We start from the raw sequence: 21,584 nt of genomic DNA on the forward strand, positions 1-21,584 counted from the left end.
ATTTAAGCAAAAACTTAAAAATGATGAGTTTATTAAAAGAGTTGGACATCCCTGTCCGGCTCAGTGAGGAAAAAGTCACTAGCGTTTAGCTAAAGATATATCTGCCAATTTATAATCTATGGTATGGCGTAATTCGTTATCAATATAAATTTCCATTTGATAATCACCCGGCAAGTCATCAAAGTCAGTGCGCATAAAAATTGCGCCGCGCTTTTGAATCACCATCGCTTTACCCATCACTTTTTTCAAATTACCGCGCTCATTGTGTATCGGCACAATATGCACTGAGTTTAAATTAAACTGCTCATCACCGTCGCTGGTGACGACTAAGCCATACAATGTTGTTTCAACACCATTAACAATTGGGATCTGGGTAGTTTTTTCAAAAGCAATTGGTTCACCAACATCATTATGACGAATAACGCCAAAATCAAAGACAAAATGTTTATTTGTCGCTGCATCAGCCGCACTGGAAAGTAAAACGAAACACAGGGTAATTAAATTAAATAATCTCATGATATTTTCTCCTCAATAGCACGCTTTCTAAAACACATAAATAATGCTGGTATAGCAAATAGCCCTAATGTTCCTGGCTCAGGGACAGCCACCGCGCCACTAGGTCTTGAGCCTTCTATTTCAGCAGCAATCTTATTTTCAATTGCGGTTTGAAAATCATCAAAATTTCCCGGAGCTAACAAAAATGGACTTTCACCGGCGATCACTTCATCTAAGTATTGATCAACAACATTCTGGTTGGTGGTGATAACAATGCCGTTGATGGTATCCACGCCGTCAGCAATGGCATTGCTAGTCGCTACACCTGGCGCTACACCAGAATTATTAGTGCCATCACCAGAGATATCGATAATTTGCTCAAAACCTTCGAAACCATTATTTTCAAACAACGGATAAGCGTACTCAACAGCTTCCCCTATTGCAGTCCAGCCAGAAAAAGGACGAGCAATAGCACCAATACTCGCCGCTAAAGTATCTGCGCTACTGGCACTATCAACTAGGGTCCAGTCAATCATGACACTTTGTTGATTGGGCCCAGACCACATAATGAGTTGCACGGCTATTTGCCCTTCCGTGCCGTTGATAATGGCATTTTGGACATTATTACTTTCAAAAGCGGCTTGGTAACCTTGAAGTTGTAAGTCATATTCAGAGGTATTAATACTGCCAGAAATATCAAGCAACAGCTGCAATTCAATATCAACTTGAGTGACACTGTATGCAGCGCTACTCGTCGACAACAAGATAGCGGCAATGGCTACCTTCAAAGAATTTATTCGCATACATTTCTCCTCACAGTTAACAAATATTTATTCTTTAAATTTCTCAGCGAAAACTATTGCAGTTTTCCTGCCTACTTTTTTTATCTTTATTATCAAAAAGTTACATATTCACCTTTTCTTTTCTTCGCAAAATGCATTTACCGCTGTTGCAATTTGCAAAGCAAGATCAGTAAACATTGATGTCAATATATATAAACATATGAAATTAAAAGAAATAATAAATGGCAAAGCATTTGCAATCATTAACCGTATTAACATCGAGATTATAAATAGTGTGAGGAGAGTGTTATGAGTGGTTATTATAGGAAAGAAAGGTATAGTCGCCGAACTACTTCATTTACTGAGTCTTTAATTAGAGTGACAATTCTGATTATTATTACCTTATCTTTAGCTGGCTTCGCTGCCCTACAATGGAAAAAGGCTAAAGCATTTCATGCGCAATTGGATGATAAGCAGCTGTTATTAGCCCAAGCAGAAGATGAACTAGAGATACTGAGAACATTAAACCCGTACCATGTTGGTAGTAATGAAGTTTTAGCGCAAGCAGTAAGCAAAGCAGACTTATTTCCAGGCTGGATCACGCGCGTATATCCACTACCTTCAAGCATCGAACAAGCAGCTTTTAGCAATGATGTAGGCTCATTTGTGATGAACGAAACGCGTTTTTCATTATCAAGCCATAAAAGTTACGGCATCAGTCAGCCAAGTAAAAGCATGTATCGCCTTAATGGCCTTTTTCCAAACAGAAAAAAAGGTCGTCTACAAGTCGGGGTAGAGTTTTATGTTAAAAATCAGGCGGTGAAAGCAAATGATGATGTAATGGCAAAAATCAGTTCATGCTATGCCCGTATAGATATGAACAATAAACGTGTCATTGATCGAAAAATTCACCTAATGACGCGTTTCGAATCAGAGCAAGTATTAACGGGGTCATTAGAGCTAAACAAAGGAATTTATCCCATCAGCGCTATGCTATATTGTGATAAAAAATCAGAGCTAAACGGCAGTGATATCGAGGTTTCCATTTCCTTTAGAACACCAGAGCAACACAACCTAGCAACAAGTCGCTATGATATTTTTCATATCTATAACCCAAAAAACATTATCGCTAAATTATAATTTTTAAGGGTTAGCATCAGCAAGTGCTATGGGAAATTTAAGCGTAAACGTACAGCCTTGATCAGGCTCTGAGTTTACGCTTATCAGTGCATTATGCTTTTCGATAATAGCGTATGAAACCGACAAGCCTAAGCCCGTACCTTCGCTTTCATCTTTAGTGGTATAAAACGGTTCAAACAAGTGCCGAATAACGGCTTCATCCATGCCACAGCCAGTATCATGTACCTTAACTTCAACATAGCTTTCAATACGTTGGCTTTCAATCTTAAGAACACCACTATCGTCCATCGCTTGAGCGGCGTTAACAAACAAATTGACAAAAACTTGCTGTAATTGGCCAAAGTTTCCTTGAATATCAGGTAAATCAGCAGACATATCTCGAATAATCTCATGATCATATTTAAGTTTATTCCAGACAATTTTTAATGCACTTTCAATAACATCATTGATTGTTATTGAGGTAAATTCGTCTTGCTCCTTTCTCGAAAAAGTTTTTAGGCTAGCGACTATCTCAGTAACGCGTTCAACCCCTATGATGCAGGAGCCAAGTAATTCTTCAACATCTTCGCGAGCATATGTCAGCTCTTTAGCATTATTTAAGTTCAGCAATAGTTCTTCTGGCAAACCCGCAAAAGCCTCAGCATAAATTTCAATATAATCTTTAAGAACGTCTAAATTACTGGATATATAACCTATTGGGTTATTAATTTCATGGGCAACACCTGCCGCCAATTGCCCAAGTGAACTCATTTTCTCACTATGTGCTAATTGCTGTTGAGTAGACTTCAGTTCATCAACGGTATTACGCAAGTCTTTATAATTATAGGCGAGTTCAATTTTGGTCATACGACGCTTTATTGCCGCCGTAAACTGTTGCGCGGCAATATTCAACGTTTGTTTAAAATCATCGCTATAACAAAAATGGCTAATATCGAGTAATATTAATCGACGTTCTTTATTGCTTACTTTGACCAGTAAATATAGCAAGATATCATGGCTGAATAGCTTTGAAACTTCAGTACTATATGTTTGATTTTTATGTTCTAAACGATGCCAGCTCGACTCTTTGGCAGATAGCATTGATTCTATAAACGACTCATAATCACTGTGCCACGCTATTGGTTGCCATTTGTTACCCTTGCTGGTTAATGACCACATCGCATTATGCATATCATGATTAATGCGCATAACAACTACAGGGCAGGCATCTAATAGCGTTGCAACATTTTCCGAAAATTGTTGAAAAGAATCATCAATATTTTTATCTAACAGCAGCTCTTGCGTAAGGCTAGCTAAAAATTGCAGCTGCACTTGTCGGTTGGTCGCTTTTTCGTAGGAATCGAAAAACTCTTTGTTGTCATACAGCGCTACTGCTGCTTTTTGATCTAACTTAGCTTCTAGCTTTTTTTTCGCATTGCGCTCACGTATTAACGCCTTTTCTAACAAGACAACTTTTTCTTCCAATGTAACGTTTAAATCTCGACCCGAATCAGGCAATGCTCATCTCCTTTGCATAAACACTTAGTTTGATGAATGCTAACCTTTTGCTTAAAGTGTGCGGCGGCACCAAAAATTAAACCTTCAGCAAAATGGCACATTTGGCGGTGCGACAAGTATCTAACCACAAGAACATTCTCTTGTGGTTGATCGTACAAAAGTGTCGGGGTATAGGCTAATGGATCACTCTTTTGCACTTCAATATGAATAACACTGTCAACCGCTCGCATAAAGTCAAACAGGTTATCTATTTCTTTAACATGGGCTAAACCTACCGACATTAAGGCTGGGAAAAAGTGTTCGCCAAACCCCCTAAATATATGCTCTCTGTCGAAACCAATAATTGCGCCTAAGGTATCGGCCAATAATTTAAATTCTGCATCATCGTATAGCTCAGTTGCCAAATATTCGCCATTTGAAGCCAATTCACAACTATCAAGGGTTTTCAACCAAGCCGTTAAACCATACTCTTTTTCAACATATTCAGCAAAGCCAGTAAAAATAGCACCTTTCATTAATCAAAATCCCTTAAAAAATTCACGTATATACCTACTTGATCAGGTTCCCACATTGATGTGGGATATTAGAGTAATGCAAGAACAACTACCGAAAATATCCATTATCTTCGTACTACGCATTACTCTGATTTTCTAGTTTAACTCTGAAATTGCATATTCAAGTAGCTTGGGTATAGTTAACTATAATGCTAGCATGAGTTTATGCAACTAATTCATCTTTAACTATATTTTTTTAGGATTAAGACATGTTACCGTCAGTTTTACTGTTGGATGATGAGCAAGAAGTACTTAACGCCCTGCAACGCGTGCTGCGCAAAGATTATCAAGTGCACGCCTTTACTGATGCACAATCGGCAATTGCGTTTTTTCAAAGCACGCCGACACAAATCGTTATTTCCGATATGAAAATGCCTAAGCTCAATGGCGCGGAATTTTTAACTCATATTGTAAAAATCAATAGTAGAAGTAAACGGGTGGTACTGACTGGATATGCCGACACTGAGCTTGCAAAACAAGCAATTAATGATGGCAAGATTTCGGCTTACTTAAACAAGCCCTGGGATAATAAAGAACTAAAAGCAACATTAGCCAACTTAATCAATGAAATTAAGCTAGAAAATCAAAAACTATCGATTGTAAAGAACCTCAAATTAGATAATCAACGACTTTCAGCAAATCAGATCTCAATGAAAAAGGTGACTCGCTTTATGCAGTCACATCATGAAAGTGTGGTTAATCAAAAGCAACAACAATCGGAGCTCAATAATGACCTTCTGCAATTAAGTGCTAATTTAGTTGCCATGCAAACTCAAGATACCTCAGGCCACACCTTTAGAGTTGCTCAACAAAGTAAAATGCTGGCTCGTCGTATGGGATTAAAAGAGCCTCATCGCGTTCATATCTATTTGGCGGCCTTATTTTACCGTATCGGCATTAATAGTTTACCACCGGCACTGATCACTCAACCTTGGCACCAAATGACGGCTCAAGAAAAATTGGCCTGGATGAAATTCCCTCAGGAGAGTGCCGATATATTAAGCACAGTAGCATCATTAGCCCCTTGTGCAAAAATAGTCCGTCACATATACGAACATGTTGATGGCTCAGGTATACCAATGCACCTTAGCCATGATGACATTCCGGTTACCTCGCGTATTTTAGCCATAGCTATTCACTTTGATTTATTGGTATCAGGTAAAATAACAGCGCAATGCATCACGCCACAAGAAGCCATCATAGTGATGAAAAAGAGTTTAGGTAGCCTATTTGATCGGAAAATATTTAGCCAATTTATCGCTATGCTTTCCACACCACAAGCAACAGAAAGTTTTGAAATAGCAAAAAGCACCGGTGAACTTGTTCCTGGCATGGTCCTAGCGCAAGACATTTTAAACCACGAACACCATAAATTACTTAATGAAAAAACAGTGCTTTCACAAGGTCATATCGATAGCTTGATCAAACACCAAGAACATTCAGCAAAAGTAATTGTCGCTTACGTGTTGCATAAAAGTCCCAATGAAAATGAACCCGAAAGTGAAGATGGAGAATACTAAATAATGGACATCACTGATAATCGGCCTTTAATGGTCATAGTGGATGACGAACAAGAAATTCTCGCGGCATTAAAGCGCACATTGATGCGCATTGATATTCGTATCGAAGCATTTTCATCGCCTCGTTTAGCACTTGAATTTATTAAAGACAACCAGCCGGTATTAGTGATTTCAGATCAACGAATGCCTGATATCACCGGTGATAAATTATTATCAACCGTTAAAAAACTTTGGCCTGATACCAAACGTATCATGCTTAGTGCCTATGAAGATTTTGATTCAGTTTCTGCTGGTTTTAATCAAGCAATAATTGAAAAATTTATTTCTAAGCCATGGAAGAACTCCGAATTAGTCATGCTGGTACAAGACACTATTACCAGTAAAAATTCATCACCAGCTAAAAATCAATTAAGCCAATCTATTATTGGTGAAAGTACTAAGATCAAGCAGTTGATTGAGCAAATATCCATTGCTGCGGGTGCTAATGTGCCTATTTATATTCATGGTGAAACGGGTACCGGTAAAGAGTTGGTTGCCAAAGCCTGTCATGAATCAGGTTGTAAACGAGAAGGAAAGTTTATCGCTGTAAACTGTGCTAACTTTTCTGAAACCCTAATCGAATCACAACTTTATGGCCATAAAAAAGGTGCCTTTACCGGCGCGGTTAGTGACCAAGAAGGTTTATTTTCTCAAAGCAATGGTGGCACTATTTTCTTAGACGAAGTCACAACCTTGCCTATGTCGTTGCAAGCCAAACTATTACGGGTGATACAAGAGCGCGAATATACCGCGTTAGGCGATAGCAAACTGATTAAATTTGACGCGCAAATTATTGCCGCCTCTTCAATAAAATTAAGTGAAGCGGTAAACCAAGGTGAATTTAGAGAAGATTTATACTATCGCCTCAATGTCATCCCATTGAATTTACCGCCACTGCGTGAGCGCGAGCAAGACGCCTTACTTATCGCTAAGCACTTTTTAGCTAAGTATAATCAACAACAACAAAAAACCTTTAGCGCATTTGCTCAAGATGCCACAAGCTTTATCCTAGCTTACGCTTGGCCTGGTAATGTTAGGCAGCTAGAGAACACCATTCATAGTGTTTGTATTATGAATTCTGGCCAAGAAGTCACCTTGGCTATGCTGCAACCATTGCTCGCAGAGCAATTAACGATTAATGATTCAATTACGACCAATCATCAGCGCATAGAAACGCAGTATGACGCGCGCCCAATTACTACCGCAAGTAACGGTACGATTATTCCACTTGAACAGGTTGAAAAAAATGCCATTGAACATGCAATAGCGCAATGTGATGGCAATATCACCAAAGCAGCGGCATTACTCGAAGTTAACCCTTCGACGATTTACCGTAAAATGCAAAAGTGGAACTAGATAAACACAGTATGCTAACAGTTACCTATCGCAGGATGATTGTTAGCGGAGAAGTTTAATCAAAACTTTATGAAGTATTGGTATACCATTACCTGCTAGATATAGACATAGCGTGAGTTTTTGCGACATCTAACATGACATCTCTCATAAAGCCATCAATATCTTCACCAGTTATGCTTATACACTTAGAGCTTGAATTTAAGCACGTACGGCCGCGTAAATGGCTACCAAAGCTTTTTCCATCATAAATATTGCTTTTCGACATTTTTTCAACTTTATACTCTAAAGCTAACTCCATATCCCACTTCTGCCCAATCACTTGAATTCTTTCAATGTCAGAGGAAAGAGATAGTATTTCTGCTGAATCTTTTTGGCCTTCTTTCGCTCCCTGTAAAACAGACTTTAACTGCTGATGGCTATCTCGGTAACCAGAAAAAGCTAGTTTTTTATACAATTTAGTACTTTCCAACAGTTCCATAGAAGTGCCGATACCGTGCTGGTACATTTTAGCCAATAGGTACATTGATGCTTTATGTTTTTTATTTGCTGCGACAGTTAACATAGATACAGCATCTTCATTATTTTTAGTTTCAAAGTTAATCGTTTCAACAGCCTTCTGAAATAAAGCTGGCGGATATTTGTATTCCGCTGCTTTACTTAACAAACGCTCTGATTTACTCAAATCTTTATCAATACCAATTCCATGTTTATACAAATATGACATCATCCAACGAGCTCGATTCGAACCAGATAATACAGCCTTGCGTAGGTTTCTTACTGCTAATTTGTCATTCTTCTCTAATCCATTGCCTGATAAATAAGCAGCCCCAACTAAGACTTGTGCTTCTGGGTTACCCCAGTTTGCATATTTTTTTATTTTTTTGAATAATCGCTGACAATTTTCATTGACACAAATATGATCTGGATTTACCTCTACACTTTCAGAGATCAATTCTGTTAATTCTGCTGAAAAATCATTACGAGGTATTGTTCCTTCTGATGCCAAGGCCGACAAAGTAAACACAAAACTGAACCCAATAAAGATTATTTTTACAACGTATTTCATAACTTATTTCCTTCTAGTTTTATTAGCAGTTCCACCGCTGGTTGATAACTTTTTTAAATATGCTGACATATACAAGTCCGGTATATTCCTGATGCCGTAGTTAATAGGGAAAATATCTCGCTAGATATATAGCTAACACGTTATTTCTGTTTTAGACACTTAGTAACACGAAATAGAACTATTTTCTTTGGGCGATTAACCAACAAATCGCTATATTAAAGTTGACACTTTTGAGATTTGGTTTGCCATATCACAGGGATATTGGTTTTTGAATATTCACTATTTTTTCTCGTGTCGTAAACTAAATAATAAGTCGTGTTTGCTTCGATATTAATAGAGAACTCCCGCTCATCACTAAAACGGATATTTGTATAATCTCGTGGATTGTCTCCTTGTAGATATGCATTCCTAGGAGAGACAGAAATTCTATGCTGACCCGGTTTTAATTTAAATCGGGTCTTATTAGGTCCTGATGTTGAAACGCTGGTTAGACCTACTACTGAGCCTTGTCCAGATGCCCAGAGCCGTTGTTTAACACCGTCAATTTCTCTGATAAAAACAGCGTTTCTTTGGGTAATATCGCCTTCTTCTCGCGGCATAAATTTGCCAACAATAATTCGGCCACATTGACCGTCAGGTTCTTGCTGATCGACATTACTAGCTAGCAACTTATCTTGATTAATATTATCAACAGATAATGTCCATGCTGGCGTTACCAATGAACTTAGTTCTCCTGATAAATTCCGCCCCCTATTATCTCGAAGTACTTTAATAGATATGGTGTGATTATTTTCTAAATAATGTTTCTCAATTAATGTATTAATATTGCTTTTTTCTAACGACAAATTGTTTACATTAACAATAACATCACCACTTTCTAAACCTAATTTACTTGCAGGACTATTCGGTGTTACTGATAAAACTAAGCCATTAGTCGTGGTTGAAAGTACAGCGCCAAAACGTTGGTGGCTACTTTGTGACTCTTGTAACAAGGCGTAATCTAATTTTGAAACATCGCCACCGGCAGCGGCTTCCAGATCAATAATTTGTTGTAGATTATCATTTATTGTTCGCTGTAACTGATTAGCAACTTGATAAGATTTTTCAGACTTAAATTGATTAGTTAATGCTTCACTTTGTACTGCCGCACATTGCAAAAATGCTAAAGATAGAACTATGTTTTTAATATTAAATAAGCCCACTTAAACTCCCTCTTTAATTAATTCACTTGCCTGTTTTTACTAAGACGTGTCTAAACCGTTTTTTGTGACAAATGAATTCAAACTATTGCTTACTTTAATTATCAAGTAGTCATTTTTTCTTCATCTACTTTCATTTATGTGAAGCAAATTGAGCAATAATTTCCTTTTATTTAAACAAAGATGATGAGAATTACATCTCACATTTTTGCTGTTTTACTTTCCAGATCACCGGTTGCTCAGCGTACTTTAGTGTATAACTACTAGAAAATAAGGTATCGCTGCGATACGCCAAAAAATATGAGGTGTCAGCGTCTATTCGAATATTGAGCTCTGCAGACTCAGTGCGGTTTTTATCAAAGTGATGTATCTTTCGATGCACCGTTAACTTATGGTATCCAACAGGTATTTTTAAATAGTTTTTATCGAGTGGATTTTCTACTTTAACGTCGTCGATTGCTTCTACAACAACGACAGTTTTTAATGATCGAGTTGTGTATCCTGACTCTATACGAAAACCAAGTTTAACTTGCCCACACTCTTGCTTATTTGTCTCTTTTTCATTACCACTAGCAGCGGTTATTGATGGCCAATCAAACTCTTGTGCCTGAGTGCTAAAAGTCCAAGCAGGAATTAATTTTGCTGTGAGCGTGCCATTTAAGACTATTAACTCTCCACTGCGCTTTAGCTCAATTTCAATGTTTGTTTCACTTTTTACGTACTGAAGTACTGCCAGTGCAGACTTTAAATTACTCGCTACTTCAGTACCATTTACCGAGATAATTTGATCTCCACTTTGGATACCAATATTGTCGGCATGACTATTCGGTGTTACCGATATAACCAAGCCAGGGGAGTTAGCAGATAAAGTAATGCCAAAACGTCCACTGCTATATTGCTGAAGCTGTGTTAAATGTATTTGTACATCCTTTACGCCCATTTCCTGTTCCAACGCTGCAATCTCTTGAACTTTTTGCGCGATAACTTGTGACATTTGTTCAGCAATACGTTGCGCTTGCGGTGATTTAAACTCATTTGCTGTAATTGGAAATGCAATGAATAATATCGATAAATACTTAATTCGCATGCTTTACCTTGTTATATTTCGTAAACATCAATAGGCTGACGATAAAAATCAATCATTCGAATTAAAATATCGCTTCTTATACTCCAGAGCTTTTCATCAAAATTTTGCTTATTTTGTTGCTCTATCGAGAAATCAACCATCGCCAATTCGTCATACCAATTATTCATGACTAATTGTTGTTGGTTAGATAAGATATTTTGCGATACTTGTGCTAGTTTTTGCTCAAGTTCAGAGTTTTTTGCTAATACAACCTGTTCTGAAGATATACTAAGCGTACTTACGTTAGCCCAACTTTCGTTTTGTGAATTTGCATTCATTTCGAAATGAACAAACCAAGTACCAAAAGAAAATAGTGCAACACTTGCCGCCATTGTTAGCCATGTTTTTTGCTTTTTATTTTGATGGCGTAACCAGATTTCATTTGAAAAATCAGGAGCTTTATGAACTTTCCATTCGGTATGCTTATGTTCTGTTATTGATTTATCATCATTCATAATAATTCTCAATTATTGCAACCATGATTTTAATTGCCGCAGTGCTCGGCGATAAAGTTGTCGGCTATTAGCTTCTTCTATACCTAAACTTGGCGCAATTTCATTATGCTTTAAACCGTGTATTGCGCAATAGTAAACTACAGAGCGCTGAATGCTAGGTAACTTAGCCAAGTAGTCTAATACTTGCCGCTCATCTTTAAAGCTTGTTTCTTGAATGTAATGTGGCTCTGATAACATTTCATATGCCTCTTCGGCATTTATACTATTATTTGTTTTAGCTGTTTTTCTAAAGTATCCCATACAAGCATTTATCGTAATACGTTTTAGCCAAGCCCCAAGTGATGCCGTTTTTTTCACTTGAGAAACTTTTATAAGTAAGGTTTCAAAAGCCTGTTGAAGAATATCGCAAGCGGCGTCTTTATCACCAAGAATGTGCAACGCTAAAGAATAAACGTGATCTGCATAAAGTTTGTATGCTGCATCAAATCCATGACGTTTACCTTTTGTTAGTGCTACAAACTCAAATTGAGTAAGCGATTGGCCAAAGCCTTCCTTCTTCATAAAATCCTTGGTTTTATTTTTAAGATGCACTAAGTAGGCATATTGTGACAGATATTTTTAATCTTTTTAAAATAGTTTGTTATCTCTAAAAATGTATCTACACCTTCCTTTAAAAAGTCATTGCAAAACAAGCAACTCGCAAGTTAGAATTTAGCCTCGTTTAGCTTAACTAAACGTATTGACTTGTCGGAGTGCCATAGGGCTGAGATCGCGAAAGCGGGATCCGTAGAACCTGATTAGATTAACATCTGCGAAGGGAACAAGTGAGCAGCTTTAATAGCTCAGTAACTATTTGCTATTAATCCTTCTCCTCGTTACTACCCCAATATAGCTCCGCCTAACTTTTATTTAATAAAAACAGGTGAGAGACCATGAGTTCAATTTCTAGACGCGAGCGTCGCGAGCAAGCAGCAGAGTTTTTAAAAAATGTTGCCGATCAATCATTTCCAAATTCCAAGAAAGTTTATGTGCCAGGAGAAATTCACGATATTCGTGTCGGCATGCGCGAGATATCACTTTCCGATACCTTAGTTAGTGGTACCAAAGATAATGCCGTTTATGAAAAAAATGCACCGTTGTGCGTTTATGATACGTCAGGTTTCTATACCGATGACGCCATTGAAATCGATGTTCATCAAGGTATTCCCCGTTTGCGCGACAACTGGATTGAAGCGCGCGGCGATGTAGAGTTTTTATCCGGTAAAAGCTCTAGCTATAGTCAACAACGCTTGGCGGATGAAGGCCTAGATCATATTCGTTTTGAGCACCTTCCTACCGTACGTAAAGCCAAAGCCGGTAAAAATGTCACCCAAATGCACTATGCTCGCCAAGGCATCATCACCCCAGAAATGGAATATATCGCGATACGCGAAAACTTAAAACGCCAAGAAGTACAAGATGAAATTTTGCTGCAACAGCATCAAGGGCAGTCATTTGGCGCTAATATCCCTGAGCAAATTACCGCAGAATTTGTTCGAGAAGAAGTGGCCCGTGGTAGAGCCATTATTCCTGCTAATATCAATCACCCTGAATCAGAGCCTATGATCATCGGCCGAAACTTTTTGATCAAAGTGAACGCTAATATTGGTAATTCTGCCGTCACCTCTTCAATTGAAGAAGAAGTCGAAAAGCTAGTATGGTCAACAAAATGGGGCGCAGATACTGTCATGGATCTTTCCACGGGTCGTTATATTCATGAAACCCGCGAGTGGATCATCCGCAACTCTCCTGTCCCTATTGGCACAGTACCGATTTATCAAGCCTTAGAAAAAGTCAACGGCATCGCCGAAGATCTCACCTGGGAAATTTTTCGCGACACCTTAATCGAACAAGCAGAGCAAGGGGTGGATTACTTCACCATTCATGCTGGCGTGCTGTTGCGTTATGTGCCAATGACCGCGAAACGAGTTACAGGTATTGTCTCTCGAGGCGGTTCGATTATGGCGAAATGGTGTTTAGCACACCATAAAGAAAACTTCCTTTACACACATTTTGAAGATATTTGCGAAATTCTCAAAGCCTACGATGTTTCATTTTCCTTAGGTGATGGTTTACGCCCAGGCTCAGTAGCCGATGCCAATGATGAGGCACAATTTTCTGAATTAAAAACCTTAGGTGAATTAACCAAAATTGCTTGGCAACACGATGTACAAACCATCATCGAAGGCCCAGGACATGTGCCTTTACATATGGTGCAGAAGAATATGACTGAGCAACTGAAACATTGTGGTGAAGCGCCCTTTTATACTTTAGGACCTTTAACAACAGATATTGCTCCCGGTTATGATCATATCACTTCGGGCATAGGAGCTGCCAATATTGGCTGGTATGGTTGTGCCATGCTCTGTTATGTAACACCAAAAGAACATTTAGGGTTGCCGAACAAAGAAGATGTTAAAGAAGGTTTAATGACCTACAAAATTGCTGCCCATGCCGGTGATTTAGCCAAGGGGCATCCCGGCGCACAAATTCGTGACAATGCTATGTCAAAAGCACGTTTTGAGTTTCGTTGGTACGATCAATTCAATATCGGTTTAGATCCTGAGCGTGCTCGAACTTATCATGATGAGACGCTGCCGCAAGAGTCGGGTAAAGTTGCCCATTTCTGCTCAATGTGTGGTCCTAAATTTTGTTCCATGAAAATATCTCAAGAAGTGCGGGACTACGCTGCAGGATTAACTGATGGAGCAAATGATGAACAAGTCATCGAAATAAAGTTACTCGATGAAACCGTAGCGATCTCAACTCAAGGCATGGCTGAAAAATCAGCCGAGTTTAAGGCCAGTGGTAGCGAAATTTATCAACGCCTTGATAAGTCCTTAACCAAATAACTCAGGCAGAGATAAATATGCCGATAGTCGCAATTATTGGTGCGGGCTTAATGGGTCGCTTGTTAGCTTTGTCGTTAAATCGCCAAGGCTATCAGGTGACTCTGTTCGACAAAGACCATAAAAATGGCCATGAAAGTGCCGCTTATGCGGCCGCTGGATTATTAACGCCACTCGGTGAAGCCATGCACAGCCCAGCAAACATTGTTGAGATGGGCTTTGCGTCATTATCACTGTGGCCGGCACTGCTGAAGTCGTTATCAGGCTATAACTTTTACCAACAAACAGGCTCGTTAGTGGTCAGTCATGAACAAGATATGGGTGACTATCATCGTTTAACGCGCTTCTTAGCCAATAATTACCGTCAACATCAGCAACAACAATTAAACCGTCAGCAATTATCAATGCTTGAACCTGAACTCGCGCGGCGATTTTCACAAGCCTTGTATTTGCCAGAAGAAGGGCAAATCGGTAATAGAAAGTTACTAATAGCTTTGCAAAAGCAGTTAATTGACGAAGGTGTTAATTGGCATAGCCAAACAGAAGTGGTTGAAATAACGCCAAGAACCGCAGCAGAGAAAAGTAAGGTGACTTACCTGACTAAAAATAAGAAAAAAGTTAATCTGTCATTTGATTTAATGATTGATTGCCGAGGTGTTGGCGCTAAAAAGTCATCACAAACAAGTAGCAAAAACACTGCAGAGCTTAATGATTTACGTGCTGTTAGGGGCGAGCTTTTTCAACTTTTTGCCCCTGAAGTCAATATTTCAAGACCGGTCAGATTGATGCACCCAAGGTACCAGCTTTATATTGTGCCAAAAGGTAAAGGACACTTTGTCGTTGGCGCAACGGAAATTGAAAGTGACGATACCGCGCCAATGACAGTGCGCTCGGCAATGGAGTTACTCAGCGCGGCATATAGTGTTCACCCAGGCTTTGCTGAAGCAAATATTCGCCAGCATATTAGTAAACTTCGCCCTGCCTTTAATGATAATCAAGCAAAAATACTTTGCCAAAACGGCTTAATACAAGTCAATGGTTTATACCGTCATGGTTTTTTAATTGCCCCTGTCGTGCTGTCGCAAGTGCTAGAGCATGTCGATAATTTAATGTTCGAGCAAAATAAAGCACCAGCAAGTTATCAATACTCACATTTACTGCCTATCAGCCAAACAACCGTGCCCAGCTTAGATAAAACTAGCAAGATAAGATTAGCGAGATAAAAAATGAAAATTTACATTAATGGCGAAGCTGTAGAGTTAGCTGATTGTTCAGAACCAACAAGCATCCATGTCGCACTCAAAACAGCACTACCTGAAAACCAGTTACAGCAAAGTTTTGCTTTAGCGCTAAATGGTGATTTTATTGGCAAAGATGATTACGCCAATACTGAACTAAAAAGTAACGACAGTATTGATCTGCTATTTCCTATTGTTGGAGGCTAACGCATGTCTTTAACTATTTATGGTCAACAGCTTAACAGCCGATTACTGATCGGCTCAGCGCTATATCCATCACCAGAAGTGATGAAACAGGCAATACTTGCCAGTGGCTCACAAGTAGTGACTTTATCGCTCAAACGACAGAATCCACTTGAGCAATCGGGTGAGAATATTTGGCGCTATATTCAGGATACCGTCAAACAAAGTCAAAGCTTTCTACTGCCTAATACCGCTGGCTGTAAAACGGCAAAAGAAGCTATCACCTTAGCAAAAATGAGCCGAGAGTTGTTTCAAACCGATTGGATAAAACTGGAAGTGATCGGTGATGACTACAACTTACAACCTGACCCTGTCGAGCTGCTTATTGCTACCGAGCAACTGCTCGCCGATGGTTTTAAAGTACTACCTTATTGCACTGATGATTTAGTCATTTGTCAGCGTTTATGCGCCCTTGGCTGCCAAGTTATCATGCCATGGGCATCCCCCATTGGCACAGGTAAAGGGCTGATGAACCCTTATAATTTGGCCTGTATTCGCTCACGACTCCCCAACACAACCTTGATTTTAGATGCCGGTATCGGCAAGCCTTCTGATGCCTGTATTGCAATGGAAATGGGCTTTGATGGTGTTTTACTTAATAGTGCAGTTGCACTTGCCGACAATCCGGTATTAATGGCGAAAGCATTTGCTAGCGCTATTTCAGCTGGAGAAAATGCTTATATCGCCGGCACTATGCCAGAGCGCCAAACCGCTCATCCGAGTACGCCAACCTTAGACACACCATTTTGGCACCAGCCTGAGCATAACTAATGATAAAGTCAGAAACGAAAATAACAGCTAAAAATCCTAAACCTATTCTTTGGACCATTTCTGGTGCCGACTGCTCGGGAGGTGCTGGCATTGCGGCAGATATAAAAACAGGCCATCGCCTTGATGTTGAAGTTTGTCATTTAATTACCGCCAATACCGTACAAAATTCAACTAAACTTTTATCGATAAATCCTACCGAGATAGCAATATTAGCAGAGCAAGCACAGGCGCTACGTTTTGATAAACCGCCACGCGCGATAAAAATCGGCTTAATTGCCAACACAGCCCAAATTAATTGGCTGGTGAGTTTACTGTCAGAGCTGAAACAGCAAATAGCAGACTTAATCGTGGTTTATGATCCTGTTGGCCAAGCCAGTGTTGGCGGCAGTTTATCTAACATTCCTGCCGAGGCATTACTGCCATTAATGCCGTTGCTAGACGTTATTACTCCCAATCTTATTGAGGCCAAGCAGCTCAGCAAACTTATCAATAGCGACACCGGAAACGACAACAATATAACGATAAGTGAAAAAATAATAAGCTTAGGCTGCAATGCTGTGATCGTTAAAGGCGGTCATCAAAATGACATAAGTAATACCAACAGTGTCAGGAAATACTGCCTTGATAAGTGTGTGCAGAAATTAGCGAATAATGACTTGCAAAGCTACCAACTACAATCTGCTTATATCGAGACTAGCCATAGCCATGGTGGCGGCTGTAGTTTTGCCAGTGCCCTTGCCAGTTTTCTCGCCTACGATTATTTGCTAAGAGACGCTTTCACCTTAACTAAGGCCTATATAAATCAAGGTTTAACCTTCTCACAACAACAGCAACAAGTAAGAAGTGCGGTTTCAACAAATAAAGCCGTGGCTAATAGCTACTATGGTGCGTTCGAGCAAAGCACTTGGCCGAATGACAGTAAGTACTTTCCAGCAGTAATCGCTCCACTTAACGATAAATACCAACACTTACCAGCCTTTGCCGCGTTAAATTTAGTAGAACATGAGCGACTTGGTTTATATCCGGTCATCGATTCAATCAAGTGGTTAGAGCGCTTATTGCCATTAAACATTAAAATTATCCAATTACGCATTAAAAATAAAAGTAATAAAGAGCTTGGTGCCATCATCGAAAAAGCCGTGGCTTTAGCAAAGAATTACTCATGCCGATTATTTATTAATGACTATTGGCAGCTGGCAATTAAACATGGTGCCTATGGTGTCCATATTGGCCAAGAAGATTTAGCAGATGCCGACTTAGCCGCTATTGCTGATGCCGGTTTACGCTTAGGCATTAGTACTCATGGCTGCTATGAATTTCTTTTAGCACAACAATTACAGCCTTCTTACCTTGCTGTTGGCGCGATATTTTCCACCAAAACTAAGGATATGACAGGACAAATTCAAGGCTTAAACAACTTAACGCATATATTGAGCTTAGCCAAAAACTTTCCCGTTGTTGCCATCGGCGGTATCAATCAGCAACGTTTAACTCAGGTATGGGATACCGGCGTTAGTGCGGTGGCTGTAGTAACGGCAATAATCCAAGCTGAGCAACCCATTGTCGCGGCTAGGGCCATGCAAGCAGCACTAGGTTAGCGTTGAGATAATTTACTGTGTAATGGCAATAATCTCAGGGTGATGAATAAACTCATCAAGCTCGTCTTGCGCATTTGGAAACTGTTCGCGATGTTGTTGTAAAACGGCGATGGCATTAGTCATGGCTAATCGGGACTCGGCTGCAATTTCAGGCATTGTACCCTCATCACTTTCAAGACTACTAGGCAGTTGCTCTCGAATAAAGTCCATATCTATTTTATGACCCGGACAAGATTTACTGGTGCGATAACGAGAGGATATTACCTCATTATCCGCCAGTATGTTTAGCTCCCGATGACCTATCACTTTATTAACGGGAATAGCATATTCCGCCATTAATTGCCTGACTAGTTGATATAAGCTTTCATATTGTGCTGGTGTAAAGTCATTGATATCACCATGCCCTATGCAGCAAATACCTAATGAGCGGCTATTTAAACCTAGGGCATGAGCGCCAGCTTTATTGGTTGCTCGACCATTTTCAATCGTGCCATCAGCCTTACTGCGGTGTTTATCATTTAAAATAACAAAATGATAGCCAATCCCTGACCAATTTCTATCTTTGTGCCATCGGTCGATCATGTCTCGATCACAATTATTGCCATTAAAAGCGGCGGTATGAACAACAATATATTCTGGACGCATAATAATTTCCCTTAACCTGTTTGCCTGAAAATGAGTTTAATAAAACGACTTAATCAAAAAATAGGTAAGCCTCCCGTTACCACCTGTTTAACACCCGTTGCGACAAACTTGCCAACATTGCTACCAAAAGCATTCGCTTTATCATGTATGCCATCAAGTTCCATTTTTAAAGCACTATTGGCTTGCTTTAATTTGTTCACTTGTTCGGTTAATGCCGGTGCTTTTTTTTCTAATTCGGTAATAATCTCTGCGATGCTTTCTACTTGCTTCGCCGCCGCTTGTGCTTGCTTAATCACTAAATCAGCCTCTTGTTGAAATTGTCCGGCATAATCATTCTTTTCTACCTCTGCAACTAAACCATCGAGGTGATTACGAAATTCAGTAATATAACTATTAATCTTGTTATCTAACGCCTGTTTGGTTTCATCAGCTGATTTCCTAAATTCTTCGCTAACATAGGCATTAAACAGTTCTTCATTTGCTTTCATAGCGGTTCTCCCAATTAATCATTACGTCACTATTATTTATCCGCTTTTATTCTTAATACCGTCAGCACTGAGCTCTGGACAATATCTTTTAACTTAGTGCTAATATCGCCTTTGATCTTTACTAAGCCCTGTTTTGCCTCGAGTAACCTACTATCAAACTCTGCTTTACTGGGCTTAGTTAACCCTTCAATCAGCGCGGTGCCTGAATTCACAATATCTGTTGCGCTAGGCGCTACGACATCTTTACCAATAACCACGGCAATAGCCCCTTTACCAAAGCTTTTTATGGCACTGGCTAAAACCCCTTCCGGCGAAAGAATGTTATTGGTTTGCAAATACATCATAGTATTGTTGTGAGCAGTTTCGTTTTCACGAGTCCACGCCAATAAAGCATCAAAATGTTCGTTACTATGATTAATTACAATGAATTTTGTGGTAGAGATCTCGCTAACTTTACGTGCTTTCACTTGTGCTAAATTTGCAGTTTGTGTGCTTTGAAATTCATCAACTTTTTTCCTTGCATTGTCCTTTTCTATGCTAAGTTTTTCATTGCACTCTCCTTTGGCTTTCCCCTCAATAGTGTTGAAAGAATTTAGCCGGCCAAAATAGTCGGCAGCGGCCTTAGCGGCTTGCAACTCAAGTACCTTGTCGCTAGGAAACTTCAGAGTTTCTGAATGCAACGCTGCCGCTTGTTGTTCCGCTTCATTGACCAGTGTGCTTAAATTTTTTGACTCATTCGCTACGGCTTTAAGACATGCTTGTTTGGTATTTTCAAAAGCCTTATCTATTTCAGCATTAACCTCGATTATTGCTAGCCTTAAACTTGCTAGGCTTGAGAAATATTGCTGTTTCACCTGCGCCGTCATCAATTGTTTTATCTGGCTATTACGGTCATTGACCAAATCTGTCATTGCCTTGTCTTTAATACTCAATTGCTCAATAACTTCCTGAGCATGTTTATTTGACTGCTGTAAATGGTCAGTTACCTGTGTCATTTCTTTATTTGCCACACAGCCACTTAATGCCAAAGCAGATATCAGCAGCATTGCTAAACATGGTGTATTTTTTTTCATATGACTACTCTCCATGATCGCTTGTTCACTATCATTCCTTACTATCTAAATGCGCTTTTTTGATGACCTGATTACGAATATTACTGACGCTAATGTCGTTGTTAACCAAGCCACGCATGTTGGTTTCAAGATTCCCCAGAGAAGTATTTGCTATCGGCTTGAAACTAGGGGTTGGCTCAATATCAGCTAAAGCGAGTTTTGGTTGTTTATTGGTCTCGACAGAATCAAGTAGTTTATTGAAAAATTGCCGTATTCTTAATGTGATCGACTCAGACATAAAGCCAAGAAAAAATGCAGCCACTAGAAATGCCGGCAGGTTATTTAAGTTACTAATATCGAAACTTGCCATGCCTGAAGAAATCATTGCTAAGAAAATTATGCTAATAAATGGCGCAATCACTAAACGAGGGAAAAGCATGACATAAACTTCAGATGTGTAGGCTAAGTCAGATTCCTCTTTGCGGTTTTTGGTCAAACGAATTAACCAAACAATGTTATTAATTAACACACCAAACCAAGTCCAAAATATCAACTGAACCAGCCAAGGCAAGCGATTAAGCCACTCAAATGACATATACGCATCCATAGATGCAATATACTCCTCCACTTGAGCTATGTACTGATGTTCTCTTTCATGCTGCAGTTTGACTAATGCATACATTTCTCGAAATTCTTCAGTACCCGTCTGCTCTTGTAAGAAGGCTTTACTCGTTAGTTCGGGGATTTCATTATTAGTAACCACATCATCAAGTAGGCCAAAAATTGATCCTGCAGGGTATAACTGCTGCACAGCATCAAGGTTTGGATTTTTAGCAATTAAGCTCATAGCCCCTGCAATACTCGGTAAAAATTGCTTAGCCAAGCGTTGTGATAATACTTGCTCGCTAACCTTAGCCGCTGCCAAACGCCCTTGTAATAATGACTCCTTAACAGCAGAGAATTTTTTATCAAGCACATCTCGAGTCTTTGTTATTTCCTCAGGGGTAACAACTTTATTTAATTCATATTCCAGCAGCTCAATATTTAACGTTTGTCCATTGACGATAATTCCTTGTTGGAATATTGACGAATCTTTCTGACACTCATCATTACACGAGCCATTATCGTTACTATAACTTGCAGATAAATAAATAATAGTTAGCAAGACAAGTAAAATCATCGAGAAAAATTGTGCAGACACTGGCAATAAAAAAACACGTGTATGCCAAGAAGCGTTGCTTGCTATTTGCTCTCTCGCCAAGCGATTTAATATTTCAGCAGAGGAGATTTGTTGTTGATTTTGTGATTGCTTTTCATCCATGCACTGCAACCTCCATGTCGTTTTATACCTATAGAGATTAGTACATTTTTCATACAAAACAACTTTTTGACTTCATACAGAGGCGATTATCTGGCGAAGAAAAAAAGGCCC

21 protein-coding genes and 1 riboswitch are annotated in these 21,584 nt (G+C 39.3%); of the genes, 8 read left to right on the forward strand and 13 right to left on the reverse strand.

What is annotated here, in order from left to right; translation table 11 throughout:
* Nucleotides 1-78: 78 nt before the first annotated feature.
* Both AC27JP_RS03705 and AC27JP_RS03710 read right to left on the reverse strand, forming a co-directional pair.
* Complete coding sequence (locus AC27JP_RS03705) at nt 79-516, reverse strand: hypothetical protein (protein ID WP_487112178.1); 438 nt, start codon at nt 514-516, stop codon at nt 79-81.
* On the reverse strand, nt 513-1,298 hold the full coding sequence (locus AC27JP_RS03710; RefSeq protein ID WP_487112180.1) for a DUF1194 domain-containing protein: 786 nt from the start codon (nt 1,296-1,298) through the stop codon (nt 513-515). Before AC27JP_RS03710 ends, AC27JP_RS03705 begins: the two co-directional genes overlap by 4 nt.
* A 288-nt stretch (nt 1,299-1,586) precedes the next feature.
* Here AC27JP_RS03710 and AC27JP_RS03715 point away from each other — a divergent pair, with 288 nt between their 5' ends.
* Complete coding sequence (locus AC27JP_RS03715) at nt 1,587-2,417, forward strand: hypothetical protein (protein WP_487112181.1); 831 nt, start codon at nt 1,587-1,589, stop codon at nt 2,415-2,417.
* Nucleotides 2,418-2,420: 3 nt separating this feature from the next.
* Here AC27JP_RS03715 and AC27JP_RS03720 read toward each other — a convergent pair whose 3' ends face one another.
* Together AC27JP_RS03720 and AC27JP_RS03725 are read right to left on the reverse strand one after the other, a co-directional pair.
* The gene (locus AC27JP_RS03720; RefSeq protein ID WP_487112183.1) at nt 2,421-3,914 is read right to left on the reverse strand and encodes a sensor histidine kinase; all 1,494 of its coding nucleotides are present in this window, start codon (nt 3,912-3,914) and stop codon (nt 2,421-2,423) included.
* Nucleotides 3,890-4,429 (reverse strand): heme NO-binding domain-containing protein, encoded by a 540-nt coding sequence (locus tag AC27JP_RS03725; protein WP_487112185.1) that lies wholly within the window; start codon nt 4,427-4,429, stop codon nt 3,890-3,892. The genes AC27JP_RS03720 and AC27JP_RS03725 overlap by 25 nt, the downstream gene beginning before the upstream one ends.
* A 248-nt stretch (nt 4,430-4,677) precedes the next feature.
* Here AC27JP_RS03725 and AC27JP_RS03730 point away from each other — a divergent pair, with 248 nt between their 5' ends.
* Complete coding sequence (locus AC27JP_RS03730; protein WP_487112187.1) at nt 4,678-5,988, forward strand: HD domain-containing phosphohydrolase; 1,311 nt, start codon at nt 4,678-4,680, stop codon at nt 5,986-5,988.
* A 3-nt stretch (nt 5,989-5,991) separates the two neighbouring features.
* The gene (locus tag AC27JP_RS03735) at nt 5,992-7,383 is read left to right on the forward strand and encodes a sigma-54-dependent transcriptional regulator (protein ID WP_487112189.1); all 1,392 of its coding nucleotides are present in this window, start codon (nt 5,992-5,994) and stop codon (nt 7,381-7,383) included.
* 88 nt (nt 7,384-7,471) lie between these two features.
* Here the strand turns inward: AC27JP_RS03735 and AC27JP_RS03740 are convergent, their stop codons facing one another.
* The 5 genes from AC27JP_RS03740 to AC27JP_RS03760 form a co-directional block, all read right to left on the reverse strand.
* Complete coding sequence (locus AC27JP_RS03740; protein WP_487112191.1) at nt 7,472-8,449, reverse strand: tetratricopeptide repeat protein; 978 nt, start codon at nt 8,447-8,449, stop codon at nt 7,472-7,474.
* A gap of 215 nt (nt 8,450-8,664) precedes the next feature.
* Entirely contained in the window at nt 8,665-9,651 is a 987-nt protein-coding gene (locus AC27JP_RS03745; RefSeq protein ID WP_487112193.1) for a PDZ domain-containing protein, read from the reverse strand.
* Nucleotides 9,652-9,841: 190 nt separating this feature from the next.
* Complete coding sequence (locus tag AC27JP_RS03750; RefSeq protein ID WP_487112195.1) at nt 9,842-10,735, reverse strand: PDZ domain-containing protein; 894 nt, start codon at nt 10,733-10,735, stop codon at nt 9,842-9,844.
* An 11-nt stretch (nt 10,736-10,746) separates the two neighbouring features.
* A complete protein-coding gene (locus AC27JP_RS03755; RefSeq protein WP_487112197.1) occupies nt 10,747-11,229 on the reverse strand; it encodes a hypothetical protein in 483 nt (160 codons plus the stop codon).
* 12 nt (nt 11,230-11,241) lie between these two features.
* Entirely contained in the window at nt 11,242-11,790 is a 549-nt protein-coding gene (locus AC27JP_RS03760) for an RNA polymerase sigma factor (protein ID WP_487112199.1), read from the reverse strand.
* A 177-nt stretch (nt 11,791-11,967) separates the two neighbouring features.
* A riboswitch (TPP riboswitch) is annotated at nt 11,968-12,066 on the forward strand.
* Between the two features lie 95 nt (nt 12,067-12,161).
* Between AC27JP_RS03760 and thiC the strand changes: the two genes are divergently transcribed.
* Genes thiC through thiE form a run of 5 tightly spaced genes read left to right on the forward strand, consistent with a single transcriptional unit; the run spans nt 12,162 to nt 17,967 of the window.
* The gene (thiC, locus tag AC27JP_RS03765) at nt 12,162-14,120 is read left to right on the forward strand and encodes a phosphomethylpyrimidine synthase ThiC (protein ID WP_487112201.1); all 1,959 of its coding nucleotides are present in this window, start codon (nt 12,162-12,164) and stop codon (nt 14,118-14,120) included.
* Between the two features lie 17 nt (nt 14,121-14,137).
* On the forward strand, nt 14,138-15,340 hold the full coding sequence (gene thiO / locus AC27JP_RS03770) for a glycine oxidase ThiO (protein WP_487112203.1): 1,203 nt from the start codon (nt 14,138-14,140) through the stop codon (nt 15,338-15,340).
* A 3-nt stretch (nt 15,341-15,343) separates the two neighbouring features.
* A complete protein-coding gene (gene thiS, locus AC27JP_RS03775; RefSeq protein WP_487112205.1) occupies nt 15,344-15,562 on the forward strand; it encodes a sulfur carrier protein ThiS in 219 nt (72 codons plus the stop codon).
* 3 nt (nt 15,563-15,565) lie between these two features.
* Entirely contained in the window at nt 15,566-16,369 is an 804-nt protein-coding gene (locus tag AC27JP_RS03780; RefSeq protein WP_487112207.1) for a thiazole synthase, read from the forward strand.
* Nucleotides 16,369-17,967 carry a thiamine phosphate synthase gene (gene thiE, locus AC27JP_RS03785; protein WP_487112209.1) on the forward strand — a complete coding sequence of 533 codons (1,599 nt, stop codon included), beginning with the start codon at nt 16,369-16,371 and terminating at the stop codon, nt 17,965-17,967. The genes AC27JP_RS03780 and thiE overlap by 1 nt, the downstream gene beginning before the upstream one ends.
* 12 nt (nt 17,968-17,979) lie before the next feature.
* On the opposite strand, the gene AC27JP_RS03790 is transcribed toward thiE, so the two are convergent.
* From AC27JP_RS03790 to AC27JP_RS03805, 4 genes are read right to left on the reverse strand one after another with little or no spacing between them, the layout of a single operon-like run.
* A complete protein-coding gene (locus AC27JP_RS03790; protein WP_487112211.1) occupies nt 17,980-18,612 on the reverse strand; it encodes an N-acetylmuramoyl-L-alanine amidase in 633 nt (210 codons plus the stop codon).
* A gap of 53 nt (nt 18,613-18,665) precedes the next feature.
* Entirely contained in the window at nt 18,666-19,100 is a 435-nt protein-coding gene (locus AC27JP_RS03795) for a hypothetical protein (protein ID WP_487112213.1), read from the reverse strand.
* 32 nt (nt 19,101-19,132) lie between these two features.
* On the reverse strand, nt 19,133-20,173 hold the full coding sequence (locus AC27JP_RS03800) for a hypothetical protein (protein ID WP_487112215.1): 1,041 nt from the start codon (nt 20,171-20,173) through the stop codon (nt 19,133-19,135).
* A 31-nt stretch (nt 20,174-20,204) separates the two neighbouring features.
* Complete coding sequence (locus tag AC27JP_RS03805; protein WP_487112217.1) at nt 20,205-21,473, reverse strand: hypothetical protein; 1,269 nt, start codon at nt 21,471-21,473, stop codon at nt 20,205-20,207.
* Nucleotides 21,474-21,584 lie beyond the last annotated feature (111 nt).

Source organism: Colwellia sp. SU-HH01172 (assembly GCF_057553355.1).